Annotated in this window: 10 protein-coding genes, 1 tRNA gene and 1 riboswitch (1 of these 12 running past the window's edge); of the genes, 3 read left to right on the forward strand and 8 right to left on the reverse strand. The window is 62.1% G+C overall.

Features of this window, described 5'->3' with window-relative positions:
• Positions 1 to 1,054 carry the 3' portion of an O-acetylhomoserine aminocarboxypropyltransferase/cysteine synthase family protein gene (locus F561_RS0112705; RefSeq protein ID WP_019010346.1) on the forward strand. Its footprint begins 284 nt before the window's first position, so the window shows 1,054 of its 1,338 coding nt (coding positions 285–1,338); its start codon lies off the left edge, out of view; its stop codon occupies positions 1,052 to 1,054.
• Positions 1,055 to 1,184: 130 nt separating this feature from the next.
• Positions 1,185 to 2,219, forward strand: coding sequence for an alpha/beta fold hydrolase (locus F561_RS0112710; protein WP_019010347.1), 1,035 nt, complete (start codon positions 1,185 to 1,187; stop codon positions 2,217 to 2,219).
• 7 nt (positions 2,220 to 2,226) lie between these two features.
• Here the strand turns inward: F561_RS0112710 and F561_RS0112715 are convergent, their stop codons facing one another.
• The 8 genes from F561_RS0112715 to F561_RS25435 form a co-directional block, all read right to left on the reverse strand.
• On the reverse strand, positions 2,227 to 3,102 hold the full coding sequence (locus F561_RS0112715; protein WP_019010348.1) for a bifunctional 5,10-methylenetetrahydrofolate dehydrogenase/5,10-methenyltetrahydrofolate cyclohydrolase: 876 nt from the start codon (positions 3,100 to 3,102) through the stop codon (positions 2,227 to 2,229).
• Positions 3,103 to 3,437: 335 nt separating this feature from the next.
• A complete protein-coding gene (gene purH, locus F561_RS0112720; RefSeq protein ID WP_019010349.1) occupies positions 3,438 to 4,997 on the reverse strand; it encodes a bifunctional phosphoribosylaminoimidazolecarboxamide formyltransferase/IMP cyclohydrolase in 1,560 nt (519 codons plus the stop codon).
• A 102-nt stretch (positions 4,998 to 5,099) separates the two neighbouring features.
• Positions 5,100 to 5,186: riboswitch (ZMP/ZTP riboswitch) on the reverse strand.
• A 65-nt stretch (positions 5,187 to 5,251) separates the two neighbouring features.
• A complete protein-coding gene (locus F561_RS0112725; RefSeq protein WP_019010350.1) occupies positions 5,252 to 6,517 on the reverse strand; it encodes a class I SAM-dependent RNA methyltransferase in 1,266 nt (421 codons plus the stop codon).
• Between the two features lie 482 nt (positions 6,518 to 6,999).
• Complete coding sequence (locus F561_RS28870) at positions 7,000 to 7,467, reverse strand: hypothetical protein (RefSeq protein ID WP_026298867.1); 468 nt, start codon at positions 7,465 to 7,467, stop codon at positions 7,000 to 7,002.
• A complete protein-coding gene (locus F561_RS0112735) occupies positions 7,464 to 9,197 on the reverse strand; it encodes an alpha/beta hydrolase family protein (RefSeq protein WP_019010352.1) in 1,734 nt (577 codons plus the stop codon). Before F561_RS0112735 ends, F561_RS28870 begins: the two co-directional genes overlap by 4 nt.
• Before the next feature lie 387 nt (positions 9,198 to 9,584).
• Entirely contained in the window at positions 9,585 to 11,513 is a 1,929-nt protein-coding gene (speA, locus tag F561_RS0112740; protein WP_019010353.1) for a biosynthetic arginine decarboxylase, read from the reverse strand.
• Between the two features lie 281 nt (positions 11,514 to 11,794).
• A tRNA-Asp gene (locus F561_RS0112745) sits at positions 11,795 to 11,870 on the reverse strand.
• 37 nt (positions 11,871 to 11,907) lie between these two features.
• Complete coding sequence (locus F561_RS25435) at positions 11,908 to 12,507, reverse strand: GNAT family N-acetyltransferase (RefSeq protein ID WP_019010354.1); 600 nt, start codon at positions 12,505 to 12,507, stop codon at positions 11,908 to 11,910.
• A 78-nt stretch (positions 12,508 to 12,585) separates the two neighbouring features.
• On the opposite strand from F561_RS25435, the gene F561_RS0112755 reads away from it, so the two are divergent.
• Positions 12,586 to 13,335, forward strand: a complete 750-nt coding sequence (locus tag F561_RS0112755; RefSeq protein WP_245556511.1) for a phosphodiester glycosidase family protein — start codon at positions 12,586 to 12,588, stop codon at positions 13,333 to 13,335.
• Positions 13,336 to 13,369: the final 34 nt, after the last annotated feature.

Genomic DNA, 13,369 nt, shown 5'->3' on the forward strand with positions numbered 1-13,369 from the left:
TGCCATCACCAACGTGGCGCAGGCCGGAGACAACATCGTCAGCACGCCCAACCTGTACGGCGGCACTGTGAACCAATTCCGGGTCACGCTGCGGCGATTGGGCATAGAGGTGCGCTTTACGAGCAAAGACGAGCGCCCCGAAGAATTCGCCGCCCTGATCGATGACCGCACCCGCGCCGTGTATCTGGAAACCATCGGCAATCCGGCACTGAATATCCCAGACTTTGAGGCGATTGCGGCTGCCGCCCACGCGCAGGGTGTGGCCCTGTTCGTGGACAACACCTTCGGGGCGGGTGGCTATTACTGCCAGCCCGTCCAGCACGGCGCAGACATCGTGCTGCATTCGGCCAGCAAGTGGATCGGCGGCCACGGCAACGGCATCGGCGGCCTGATCGTGGACGGCGGCACGTTCGACTGGGGCAATGGCCGCTACCCCCTCATGACCGAGCCGAGTCCCAGCTATCACGGCCTGAATTTCTGGGAAGCTTTTGGCGAGGGCAATGCACTGGGGCTGCCCAATGTGGCCTTCATTACCCGCGCCCGCACCGAGGGGCTGCGTGATCTGGGGCCGACTCTGGCCCCGCAGCAGGCGTGGCAATTCTTGCAGGGTATAGAAACCCTGAGCCTGCGGGCCGAACGCCACGCACAGAACGCACAGGCGTTGGCCGTCTGGCTGGCCGCCCACCCGGACGTGTCCCGCGTGACCTATCCCGGCCTCAGCAACCATCCACACTATGACCGCGCCCAGACGTATTTGCCGCGTGGTGGCGGCGCAGTGCTGACCTTCGAGTTGCGCGGCGGGCGGGCGGCAGGAGAGGCGTTTATCAGCGCGGTGGGGTTGGCCCAGCACGTTGCCAACGTGGGCGATACCCGCACGCTGGTCATTCATCCGGCGAGTACCACCCATTCGCAACTGGATGAGGACCGGCAGGCCGCTGCCGGAGTCACGCCGGGGCTGGTGCGCGTGTCGGTGGGCATAGAACACATAGAAGATATCCGCGAGGACTTTGCACAGGCCTTGGCCGCCGCCCTCGTGGACGCGGAAGGCGTATGAGACGGATTCCGTCCAATTCCCGAACAGGCGGAACCCCGCCGACTGTCCGTCCATCTCCCGGAATCCACCTTTTTCCTACTCGCTCCCCTCGAATTGAATCCCAAAACAGCGGGATTCAATCGGAAGGTTTATGACCGCCGTGACCTACGTGCCCGAACTTCTGCCGCCGCCAGAGCCGTTCGCACCGGAGGAGGCCACTCCAGAGCGATGTCTGCCGCGCCGCCATACCGTCACGCTGTTTCGCGCAGGGCCGCTGCTGCTGGACTGCGGCCAGCCCATGAACAACGTGCGCGTGGCCTACCACACCTACGGTGAGGCCCGCTCCGACGCCACGCTGGTGCTGCACGCCCTGACCGGAACCAGCGCGGTGCATGAGTGGTGGCCTGAATTTTTGGGCGAGGGCAAGCCGCTGGATCCCAGCCGGGAGTACGTGGTGTGCGCCAACGTGCTGGGCGGCTGTGCGGGCAGCAGCGGCCCGTCTGAACTGCCTACCGTGGGCGGCGAGCCGGTGGCCCTCACCCTGCGCGATATGGCCCGTGTGGGCCGCGAACTGCTGAGGCATCTGGGCGTGGGCCGCGTGCGCGTGATCGGCGCGAGCATGGGCGGCATGCTGGCCTACGCGTGGCTGCTGGAATGCCCTGATCTGGTCGAACGCGCCGTGATCATCGGCGCACCGGCCCGCCATTCTCCGTGGGCCATCGGCCTGAACAGCGCCGCCCGCAGCGCCATTGCCGCAGCTCCCGGCGGCGAGGGCCTCAAGGTCGCCCGCCAGATCGCCATGCTCAGCTACCGCAGTCCGGGCAGTCTGGCCGCCACCCAGAGCGGCCCCAGCACGCGGCGGCCCGGCGTGCCCGCCATCACGTCGTACCTCAACTATCAGGGCGAGAAGCTGGCCGAACGCTTTTGCGAGCGCACCTACGTCACCCTCACGGCGGCCATGGACGCCTTTCAGCCCAGCGACGCCGAACTGAATTGCATCGGCGTGCCTGTGCTGGTGGTGGGCATCAGCAGCGACGTGCTGTACCCGGCAGACGAAGTGCAGGCGCACGCGGGCCAGTTGCGGCGCGGCACCTACTGGCAACTGGACTCCATCCACGGCCACGACGCTTTCCTGATGGATGCGGGCGAATTGCCAGAGCGGGTCGGGGCGTTTTTGCGGACGTGAGTGCCCCTCACTCCACCGCTTCGCCCCGCTGCATCTTCACGGCCCGCACCAGATTCTGATACATCAGGGCGCTGGTCAGTGGCCCCACGCCGCCCGGTACAGGGGTAAAGGCCCGCACCACCTCGGCCACTTCCAGCGCAGTGTCTCCGACCACGCCGCTGGGGGTCACATTGATTCCGGCATCTATCACCACATGATGCGGCTGCACCTGCTCGGGCCGCAGCAATCCGGGTTTGCCTACTGCGATCACCACAGCGTCTTGTGGGGATAGAACCGCTGCCAGATCGCGGGTATGTTCGTTGCACACGGTCACGGTCATGCCCCGGTTGCCCAGCATCCACGTCAGCGGGCGGCCCACCGTTCGCCCCGGCCCGATCACGGCCACCCGCAGCCCGCGCAGGTCGTCGCCCAGCACCGAACGCAGCAGAAAGCGCACCGAGCGCGGTGTGGGCGGCAGGATTGCTTCAGGTTCACGCCCTGCCGTGACCAGCGCGAGGTTGGCAGGCGTCAGCCCCTCCACGTCTTTGCGGTGGGCCAGATGCAGCAGGCTCAGGTCGGGGTCTAGGCCCCCCGCGAGGGGCAATTCCAGCACGATGCCCTGCACGTCTTGCCGCTCCGACAGCGTCCGGAGTTCGGCATTCAGGGCGTCCTGCGTCAGCTCTGGCCCCAGCTCTGCGCCCAGATCACGCACCGTAAAACGCACGCCCAGTTGTCCTGCCCGCCGCGCCTTGCTCTGCACATAAACCCGTGAGGCCGGGTCGTCGGAGGCCAGCACACTGACCAGATGGGGCTGGAAGCCTTCCTGCTGCCAGACCGCCAGCGCCGCTTTTACATCCTTGGTCACGGTGTCGGCCAGTGGTTTGCCCAGAATTGGGGTTGACATGTTGGCTCCTGTTTGGGGGTTTGAGACGGGGTGTTGGGGTCGCTGCCACGGTTTCCCCCACCCCCCAGCCCCCGCCCCCAAAGGGGTCAGGGGAGTTTTCGCTCCGCTGAGGAGGAGTGATCTTGTCGTATTCAGACCAGGCTTTCTCGCTCATCTGAACCGGAATTGCCCGTTCATTCTGAGCTGGAATTGGCCCGCGCGTTGCACGCACGACGGCCTCACACGCTTTTGGGCGGGAACGATTCGGGGTGGCGGTGTGGTGTTGTCTTTATTCCTCCCCTCAAGGGGGGCATTGCACCGCAATGGGGGGGTTCGCCCTTGCCGCCCTTCGGCCCTCAGTGCTTAAAGTGGCGCGATCCGGTAAATACCATGCTCAGGCCCAGTTCGTTAGCCGCCGCGATGACTTCGGGGTCCCGTTTTGCGCCGCCGGGTTGCAGGATGCTCAGCACGCCCGCGCCTGCGGCCAGCCGCACCACGTCATCAAACGGAAAGAAGGCTTCGGAGGCCAGCACCGCGCCCACGGCCCGCTCTCCGGCATTGGCGACGGCGCGTTCGGCGGCCCAGATCCGGCTGACGGCTCCGGCCCCCAGTCCCACGGTCACGCCGCCGCGTGCCAACACCACGGCGTTGCTGCGGGCGTGCTTGACCACTCCCCACGCAAAGCGCAGGTCGGCCCATTCGGTATCGGTGGGCTGGCGGGCCGTGACCACCTCGGGGCACAGGTCGGCCCACGGGCGGGCGTCGCGCTCCTGCACGGCGAATCCGCCTGCCAGTGGGCGCAAGTCCAGCACACTTACCGCGCTGGCGGGGGCAGCAACCAGCACGCGTAGGTCAGGCTTTTTGGCGGCGAACCACTCCACCGCTTCTGGCGTGACCTCGGGGGCAATCAGAACTTCCAGAAAAGTACCGCGCATGGCCTGGGCTGCGGCCAGATCCACCGGGCCGCTGACGGCCACGACCCCGCCAAACACGCTGAGTGTATCGGCGTCACGGGCCTGTTCCCATGCGGCCTGCACGCTGTCGGCCACCGCCACGCCACACGGGTTGCCGTGCTTGACCGCCACGCATACCAGTCGGGGGTCGCCCGCCTCGGTTTCCTGCGCGGCCAGTTCGCTGCACAGGGCATAGGCAGCGTCGGCGTCGGCATAATTGTTGAAGCTCATGGGTTTTCCGGCCACCACGCGGGCATCCAGTACCGGCCCCCGCGCCTCGCCCCAGCGGTAGATCGCGCCGGGTTGGTGGGGGTTTTCGCCGTAGCGCACCTCGGCCACCCGCGAGAGGTTCAGGGTCATCGTCTGCGGCAATTCTGTCGGCAGTTCGTCCGATGTGCCGTCCAGATAGGCCGTGATCGCCGCGTCGTAGTCGCTGGTGTGGCGGTAGGCTTTGGCGGCCAGTCGGCGGCGGTCTGCTTCCGTCACGTCGTCTTGCAGGGCCAGTTCATAATCTGCCGGATCGACCAGAATCAGCACGCCCGCATGGTTTTTGGCAGCGGCCCGGATCATGGCGGGGCCGCCGATGTCGATGTTCTCAATCGCTTCGGCAAACTCGGCCCCGCGTGCCACCGTTTCGCGGAAGGGATAGAGATTCACGCACACGAGGTCGATGGTGCCGATGCCGTGCGCGTCCAGCTCGGCCAGGTGGCCCGCATCGCGCCGCGCCAGGATGCCGCCGTGAATGTTGGGGTGCAGGGTTTTGACGCGTCCATCCAGAATTTCTGGGAAGCCCGTGACATCGCTGACGGCGGTGGCCGCCACGCCCGCACCCATGAGGGCCGACAGCGTGCCGCCCGTGCTCAGCACCTCCCAGCCGCGCTCCACCAGCGCCCGCGCAAAGTCCACCACGCCCGCCTTATCGCTCACCGAAATCAAGGCCCGCTTCTTTGGTTGTGCCGTCATGTCCAGCCTCCTGTGCCCTTCAAAGTCTGCCAGCAAAAGTCTGACAGCAAAAGTCGGACGCTCCAGCCGCCTCCACAGGAAAAAAAACCGTGTAGCGGTGATGCGTCCGACCCAGGCGTGCGATCCAGTCTTGCTTGAGCGGCTTCCCCGTGGTAAACCCCACGTTCAGCGCCAGTTGCCGCCCGCTGTGGCCGCAGCATACAGGGTGCTTGCGGTGGGGGAGGGGCGGCACGTCCAGACCACTCGGACGGGGGTTATCTTTCCAGCACGCTCACGATTTCGATGTGACTGGTCTGCGGATAAAAGTCGTGTGGAATGACCGCGCCCAGTTTCCAGCCGCGCCGGGTCAGGTCGCCTATGTCGCGTGCCCACGTTGCGGGGTCGCACGACACGTACACCAGACGGTCAGCGGTAGAGGCGTGGATATGCTCGCGGGCATCGGGTTCCAGTCCGGCGCGGGGCGGATCGACCACGATCACATCGGTGCCCAGTTCGCTGAAACGGGCCGCGTCGCCGCTGCGGTAGGTCACGTTCTTTTCTCCGCTGAGCGCCACATCCTGCCGTCCACGCGACAGGGCTTCGGGCGAGGAATCCAGCACCGTCACCTTGCGGAAGCTGGGCGAGAGGTGGCGGCCAATGGCCCCCGCGCCGCCGTACAAATCCACGGCATGTTCCCCTTTTCCGGCCAGTTCTGCGGCCCGGATGTACGCCAGCCCCGCCGCTTCGGGATTCACCTGTGCAAATCCGGTGGCGCTCACGCTGACCTGCACCAGCCCAAATTGCTCCCGAATCTCGGACTCTCCCGCGATCAGGCGCACGCCTGCGCTAAAGCGTTTTCCGGCAGGCTGGGCCAGAGACACGCCCACCACGCCCGCTTCCATCAGGTGATCGCTGGCCCGCAGAAAGGCCCGCGTCTCGCCCGCGCCGATCACGGCGGCCACCACTTCTCCGGTCAGGAGGCTGGCCCGGAAAGCAATTTCGGTGGCGGGGGAGAGGCGCTCGGTGTCCAACTTGTCCATGATGGCCTGAATCTGGGGCATCACCAGTGGGTCGGCTCCCACCACCAGCGGGCCGCTGCCCCGGCGTTCGCGGTAGGCAAACCCTTCAGGCGTCACCAGATACTGCGCGGTGTTGCGGTAAAACCACTCGCGGGGGCTGGGCACGGTGTCCTGCACGGTGTGGCGCACTTTGGCAATGCGGGTCAGGGCCTCCTCTACAAAGCCGCGCTTGAAGATCAGTTGGGCGGCGTACGAGGCGTGGGCCAGATCGGCGGTGGGCAGCGCGGTGGCGTCTACCCGGTCAGGGCTGGCCCGCAGGACTTCACGGGTCACGCCCTGGCGCACGCCCCGGCCATCGCGCAGGCTGGCGGTCACCTGCTCTCCCGGCAGCGCTCCGCGTACCAGCACCACACCGTCAGCGTCGCGGGCCAGCCCTAACCCCCCGGCAACGAGTTTTTCTATTTCGAGTGTGACCAGCCCTGTGTGTTCTGGGGTGGCGGGAGTGTGTGCGGCGTCAGACATAACCGACAGGGTAGCGCAGGGCGGCGCGGCGAAAAGGGAGCGGGCGGTGAAAGCCCTCGCCTTGCTCCATTTCACTGCTCTCCCAATTTCTCTAGGGGTGCGGCCCGTTCGCCAAGTCCTTCGCCGCGTTCGTTTCCTGTTTGCCCTGCTGGGGGAGCGGCCTCTGTTTTCTAGTTGAGCTAGAGGTTCTTTGATGTGCTGCGAACGCTTCACGCTGCTGCACGCCAATGCTCCACAAGACCAGTCCCCAGAGGCAGAAATAAAGGCCAAGATGACCAAGATTGCGCGAATGCCGATCAGAAAAACGGCTGCCATAAAACTTGGATCGGCTGAAGCGAAAAGGCTCTCCCAGGAAAAGTCGATAAAACCAAGGCCATCCAAAATCCAGCAAAAAGCATAGATGGCAACAGGGATCTGCATCAGCTTGCCCGCAAGAATATTGCTGCGTCCATCTTTGTGAACTGCGTTTGCCTTTGCTACCGCTATTCCTTGCGTTTATATATTGGAGTGAAGATGATGTCGGATTCGAACTTGCCCCAGATATCTGGATTGGACTTGAAATCCAAATCTTTATATGCGACTCGAGAGACACCGAAGCCAAATTCATACGTTGAGTCGTGATTAAGAAGATACCCAGTGTGGTATTGCCCGTAGTCCTCAACCCATAGACCTTCGGAAGCGAACTCTCGTACTCCCTCTTCAATTATTTGCACCACTTCTTCGCGCGTAAGTTTAGAAAAAATACACTTTGCGCTTGAGTTTTTAAACCTCCCATCTTTATAAACGCTGCACGGAAAAACTTTAAAATCTGAGGACGAAAAAACATCCATAATTTTTTTATTGTACTGGTCGGTACTTAAGATTGGCGCAACCACATTAACTCCTCTATTGCTGGCCTGCTCCTTGCAAGAAGGTAAAACTAGCATTAAAACTAGCGCCACCCGTCTCATCTACCACTCCATGAACCCCAGATGATTCTCAACTGCCCCAACACAGTGTCTCTTGCTTTAGGGTCAATAAGAACGCCTTGTTGCAAGTATTCTTGAAGCTTAGATTGGACTGTCTTAACTTCTCTGCTGGGCCAAGCGCCTCGATCAACCTCTATAAGATCTATTTTCAGCACTTTCGCCATTTCCAACTCTTTTTGACCCATGGGTAGCCGATTTGTACCCTCAATGAGTGATGTTGCAGAGGCCACAAATTGTTCGTAGCCTAGGCTTTTTTTCGCCAGAATCTCTACATGTGAGAGCAACGTGTTGTAGGCGATGTGCTGATAGAAAACCACTTCGTAGCTGTCTTCTGAAGCTTCAATGGCTTGAGCATTTATGCCTTTTGCCAATAGACTTCTGACCTTCTCCGCTTTCATGCGGGGGTCTTTTGCCGTTGTGTACTCGCCCGAGGGGATGATTTTGACGTCTTTGGGAGCCTGTTTGTCTAACGTCGCTTCATCATTTAGACCCCATTGAGCCAGTGCCTTTAAATCACCTACCGCAGGGCGCTGACTCTTCACGTAGGTGTTCAATGAGGGAGTAATGTGTCCGTAAACTACATTCTCCACAATTGAATTGTCGAAGCTTTCTCGTGTCCCTTTGGGCCGTGATACCCGGTCAAAATAGTTGATCTGTCCGGGCAGCATTTCCTGTCCACCGGAAGGCACGATGTCGCCCTTCACACGGTAATGGCGGGATTCTATCGGGTCAGCTTTTCCCTGGCCCACGTTGTACTGCTTCAGCCGATTCACCATCGCCGAGTCGATGGCGGGAGCCTGAAACGTTACGGTCTGGTGAATGAGTTCCGGCATGTGGGCGGTAACAATTTGGGCAATGCCGCCGCCCAGGCTGTGGCCTACAGAATAGGCCTTCCCATATTTCTGCGCTGCTTTAAGGTTTTGTTCGATCAGATCGGCATTGGGGCGGTACTGCATATAACCGATGGCGCGTGGGGCCAAGTCGCCAATAATGGTGTCTTGTGTGCCCTCAACCCCTTCGCGGCGGGCTTGGGCTACCTCGCTCACCGTTGCCCCTTTTGCTTTGGCTGCTTTGGCCGCCTTATCGCCTTTCGGATCAAACTGCACGCCCTCTGTACCTCGAAAAGCGGCGATGGGATGGGGCCAGCGGGCTTGGCCTGCCACAGGGTTGAATACCCGCATTTGAAACCCCCAGCGCCCCAGAATCAGTGGGCCAGCCTGAAAACCGAAATGCCGTAAGAGGGCTGCCGGGTTGCTGTGCCGCCGCTCGTCTTGCGTGTCCTCGTTCAGTTCTTCCGCCGTTTGGTTGCTGTAGCTCAGGCCCACCGCGCAGAACTCCAGGAAGGCGTCTAAGGTCAGGGTTGCAGCAGCGATGGGCGACGGCAGGAGGGCCACAAGGGGTTCCCGAACAGTGGCATCTGGAATCAACTGAGCCAGGTCTGCTCTCAAACTGGTTCCACTTGCCTGTTCATAAGTCTTGAGTATTTGAGGCCAGGAAGATTTGGGAATGCGCTTGAAATAGGAGGTTAGTAGGATGCTGGCGAAGTCTGTTTTGGCATCATTGACAGACATGATACCTGCCATCTGCATGTTCGAGATTTCCACATGCATGACACCCGCCAGATGCTTGCCGATCGCTTCCGGCTCCCTGTAATGGGCCGCAATAAAGTTGGTGTTGGCATGCATCTGTCCAGCCAGCGCAGGTGGCAGCATCCGCGTATCAGCTTAGGCTGGCCGCACCATAGATTGCTGAGGCGTGGTCTGTTGGGTTGTAGATGTGGCTCTACTTTGTGCAGGAACGAGGGTCACAGGTTCTCCTGATCAGCCCTTTTAGGGCCAGAATGGAATCGTCAGCCTGGGAAAACTTTGGGTGACTTGCACTACAGAAAGCCTACCTCACCCCTGCATGACGCCGGGTCAGAAATGAGTCCATTTGGGCCTTGGCAGACCTCTCATGGAAGGTTCATACGGAAACCGACCTGAATCCTGCTCTTTTTGGGATTCGGTTCGAGCGGAGTCCGTGTCAGAAAACGAATCAGGGCGGCCCTTTCCCGCTGGCCGCCCCACTCTTTTCCTGCCCTCTGCTTGGCGCTGTTCTGCTTATCCCTCTTCTTCGTATTCCAGATACGTATACCCCAGCAGTTCCTCGCCGTAGTCTTCCAGCAACTCGGTTTCCTGCTCGGGGGTCAGCATTTTGGCCTTGATAGCGGCGTCGGCCTGATCCTCGATGGCGTCGCGCAGCATGGGTTCTTCGTAGCCCATCGATTCGATCATGCGGCGGGCTTTCTGGCCGCGCACAAACAGGTCGATGTGATACCGCCCGCCCGGACGCACCGTGATATGCGCCTCGCTGACCTTGCCGAAGAGGTTGTGGGCGCTGCCCAACACGTCCTGATAAGCGCCCATCAGGAACACGCCGAGGTAGTACGGCTTGCCCCCCGGTTCGTGCAGAGGCAGCGTGGCTTTCACGTCGCGCAGGTCGATAAACTTCTCGATTTTGCCGTCGCTGTCGCAGGTGATGTCCACAATCGTGCCTTGCCGGGTGGGGCGCTCGTTCAGGCGGTCTACTGGCACAATCGGAAACAGCGCCTGAATCGCCCAGTTGTCGGGCAGGCTCTGGAACAGCGAAAAGTTGCAGATGAACTTGTCGGCCAGCACTTTTTGCAGGTCTTCGAGTTCGTCGGGCACATACTTTTCGTGCTGAATCAGCTTGGCGATCTTGCGGAGGATGGCGTTAAACAGCGCCTCGCCGCGTGCCCGGTCTGCCAGCGTCACGTAGCCGAGGTCAAAGAGGTTGTGCAGCGTCTGCTTGTCGCCCACCGCGTCGTTGTACATCTCGCGGTAGTTGCGGGCGCTGATGTTCGCCAGCCCTTCTTCCAGATCCTTCACGATCTGGTGGCTGTCGCCTTCGGGCGGCGCGAGGTCTTCGAGGTCACGGGTCGGCCCGGTCACATCGACCACGGGCATCACCAGTACGGCGTGGTGGGCGGTCAGGGCGCGGCCCGATTCGCTGATGATCACGGGTTCGGGCACCTGACGGGCGCGGCAGACTTCCTGCACGGTGTACACGATGTCGGCGGCGTATTCGCGCACGGTGTAATTCATGGAGGCGTAGAAGGTGGTCTTGGAGCCGTCGTAATCCACGCCGAGGCCGCCGCCCACGTTCAGGTATTTCAGTTGTGCGCCAGCGGCGATCAGGCCCGCGTAGGTCTGGGTCGCCTCACGCACGGCCACCTTCACGCGGCGAATATCGGTGATCTGCGAACCGATGTGGGTGTGCAGCATGACCAGGCTGTCCAGCATGTTTTCGGCCCGCAGGCGCTCCACCACGCGCAACAGTTCGTAGGCATTCAGTCCGAATTTGGCCTGATCGCCGCCCGACTCCTCCCACTGGCCCGAGCCGCGTGCGTGCAGCTTGAACCTCACGCCGATGGCAGGCTTGACGCCCAGCGCTTTGGCCTGTTTCAGCACCCGGTCAAGCTCGGAGTACTTTTCCAGCGTGATGACCACGTTTTTGCCCAGCGTGCGGCCCCACAGGGCCAGTTTGATAAAGCCGTCGTCCTTAAAGCCGTTGCAGCACAGCAGGGCGTCGGGGTGCATGCGCTGGGCCAGACACAGCGCCAGCTCGGCCTTGCTGCCTGCCTCCAAGCCGTGGGCGTAGTCGTAGCCAGCGGCGGCCACCGTTTCCACCACGGCGCGGCGCTGGTTCACCTTGATCGGAAAGACGCCCTGATAATGGCCGCCGTAGCCGTATTCGGTGATGGCCGCGCCAAAGGCTTCGTTCAGGTGCTTGACCCGTCCGGCCAGCACTTGCGGAAAGCGCAGGATCACGGGCAGGCTCTCGCCGCGCTCCACGATTTCGTCGATGATGGCCCGCAGGGGCGCGTGTAGACCGGGTGACGGCGTGACTTCCATCTGGCCTTTGTCGGAGACGCGGAACCAGCCGCCGCTCCAATTGGGCACTTGATAGAGTTCGGCAGCGTCAACGGTGGTAAAGGGTTGTCCGGGGTTCAGGGGCGTCGTAGTCAAGGGCGTCCTCCTCCAATAGATGCAGTGGGGTAGGCTCGCCGTGCGCGGGGTTCGGAGCATCAGACCCGCCGGGGCAGATCAGGCACTCAACGGACGCCGTGCGAAACCGGGGGGCATAATACGGCACAGCGCGGGCGCAAGTGGGGTGAAGAATGGCATTTGTCCGGCCTGACCGCTGACAGACCATCGGCAGCGACCCAGCCGAGGCTGCGGGCCAGGGTTCATGGCCGAGATTCACACAAAAAAAAGAGCGAAGCACTGGGCCTCACTCTCTTTTCTTCTGGCGGTCCGGACGGGATTTGAACCCGCGACCTTCTGCGTGACAGGCAGATATGCTAACCGCTACACTACCGGACCAACCTTGATCGACACTGGCATGCCAGCGGAGAAGAGATTAAAGGCCAGCGGGCGGGAAGTCAAGCGGCAGTGTGGGCGATGAGGCCGAAAACGCCGCCGCAGACAGGCTGTACACGTATTCATCGCTGAAGCTGCCCTTGAACCTGTCGGCCCCCAGAATCAGGTCTGTCTGAACAAAGCCCAGCCGTTCTACCAGCCGCCGTGAAGCCGCGTTGCGCGTATCCAGGTGCGCCACGAAAGTTTCTACCCCCAGTCCAGCGTGCAAAAAGCTCAGCATGGCCCGCATCGACTCACTGGCGTAGCCCTGGCCCCAGGCTCCCGGCCCAAACACGTAGGCTACGGCTGCCGTGCGCTCGGCCAGCTCAACAGTGGCCTGCACAGTTCCCAGCGCTGTTTGCCCGCTGTACACGATCCAGTTCAGCCATAGGTTCGCTCCATCGGGCGAGCGGCGGGATTCCTGGTGGGCAAAGCGTCGCCGCAGCGCCTCTGTGTCGGTGGGCGGCTTTCCGGGAATGTAGAGGTAACTTCGTGGGTCGGCCAGCGCCGCCACCATCACGGGCGCGTGGGCGGCCACCTGCGGTTCCAGCCGCAGCCTCGGCGTACTGAGGGGTGGATTGATATCGGGTGGGGCGGACATGGCAAAGAGTGTAAAGCCCAGGCTTTATTCTCAGCCGCGATGGCCCGCGCTCATGCATAGCCCTCATCATGCTGGGTGATGAACAGGCCGGGAACAAAGGTGCGGGTGGGCATGGTTGCAGGACTGCTGTTGGGGTTGCCGTCGTGTTCGCGGGCAGATGGCTTGGCAGTGCAGCGCGTGACTTCGGGCGGGATGCTGTATACGGTGGCGGTGGTCGATCTGGCCCAGGACCGACTGGAGTTGCACTGGAAAAACCCCGCGACTGGCGAGCCGTACCAGACCTTCGACGCCGTGAAGCAGCGTCTGGCCGGACAGGGTCGGCAGATGTTGTTTGCCACCAACAGTGGGATTTACGCCCCCGGCCCGCGCCCGCTGGGGCTGCACATTCAGGCAGGAAAAACCCTGGTGGGCCTCAACAATGCCCGCTCTGGGGGTAATTTCGCGCTGCTGCCCAACGGCGTCTTCTGGATCAAGGGAACACGCGCGGGCGTGACCGAAACGCAGGCGTATCGCCGCCTGAATCTGGCCCCCACCTACGCCACCCAGTCGGGGCCTCTGCTGGTCTCGGGCGGAAAATTGCACCCGGAATTTAATCGGCAGGGCACCAGTTTCAAGACCCGCAGCGGCGTTGGCGTGTGCCGAGATGGGCGGGTCAGGTTCGTGGTCAGCGCTGGCCCAGTCAACTTTTACAGCTTTGCCATATTTTTCCGGGATGTGCTGAAGTGCCCCGACGCCCTGTATCTGGACGGCAGCATCAGCGCCTACGCCACGCCGGACACCAATACCCAACTGGCCGAATTTGGCGGCATCTGGACCGTTTCGCGCTAGGGGAGGGGCCAACGGGTCTACACGTAGCGGCCCT

This window comes from Deinococcus aquatilis DSM 23025, from assembly GCF_000378445.1.
Classification (GTDB): domain Bacteria; phylum Deinococcota; class Deinococci; order Deinococcales; family Deinococcaceae; genus Deinococcus; species Deinococcus aquatilis.

Bases quoted from the DNA above. Each gene is read 5' to 3' on its own strand.
- F561_RS0112755 (WP_245556511.1), top strand. From the start codon at position 12,586: ATGAACAGGCCGGGAACAAAGGTGCGGGTGGGCATGGTTGCAGGACTG.
- F561_RS0112735 (WP_019010352.1), bottom strand. From the start codon at position 9,197: ATGCTGCCACCTGCGCTGGCTGGACAGATGCATGCCAACACCAACTTT.
- purH (WP_019010349.1), bottom strand. From the start codon at position 4,997: ATGACGGCACAACCAAAGAAGCGGGCCTTGATTTCGGTGAGCGATAAG.
- F561_RS0112710 (WP_019010347.1), top strand. From the start codon at position 1,185: ATGACCGCCGTGACCTACGTGCCCGAACTTCTGCCGCCGCCAGAGCCG.
- F561_RS0112715 (WP_019010348.1), bottom strand. From the start codon at position 3,102: ATGTCAACCCCAATTCTGGGCAAACCACTGGCCGACACCGTGACCAAG.
- F561_RS25435 (WP_019010354.1), bottom strand. From the start codon at position 12,507: ATGTCCGCCCCACCCGATATCAATCCACCCCTCAGTACGCCGAGGCTG.
- F561_RS28870 (WP_026298867.1), bottom strand. From the start codon at position 7,467: ATGAGACGGGTGGCGCTAGTTTTAATGCTAGTTTTACCTTCTTGCAAG.
- F561_RS0112725 (WP_019010350.1), bottom strand. From the start codon at position 6,517: ATGTCTGACGCCGCACACACTCCCGCCACCCCAGAACACACAGGGCTG.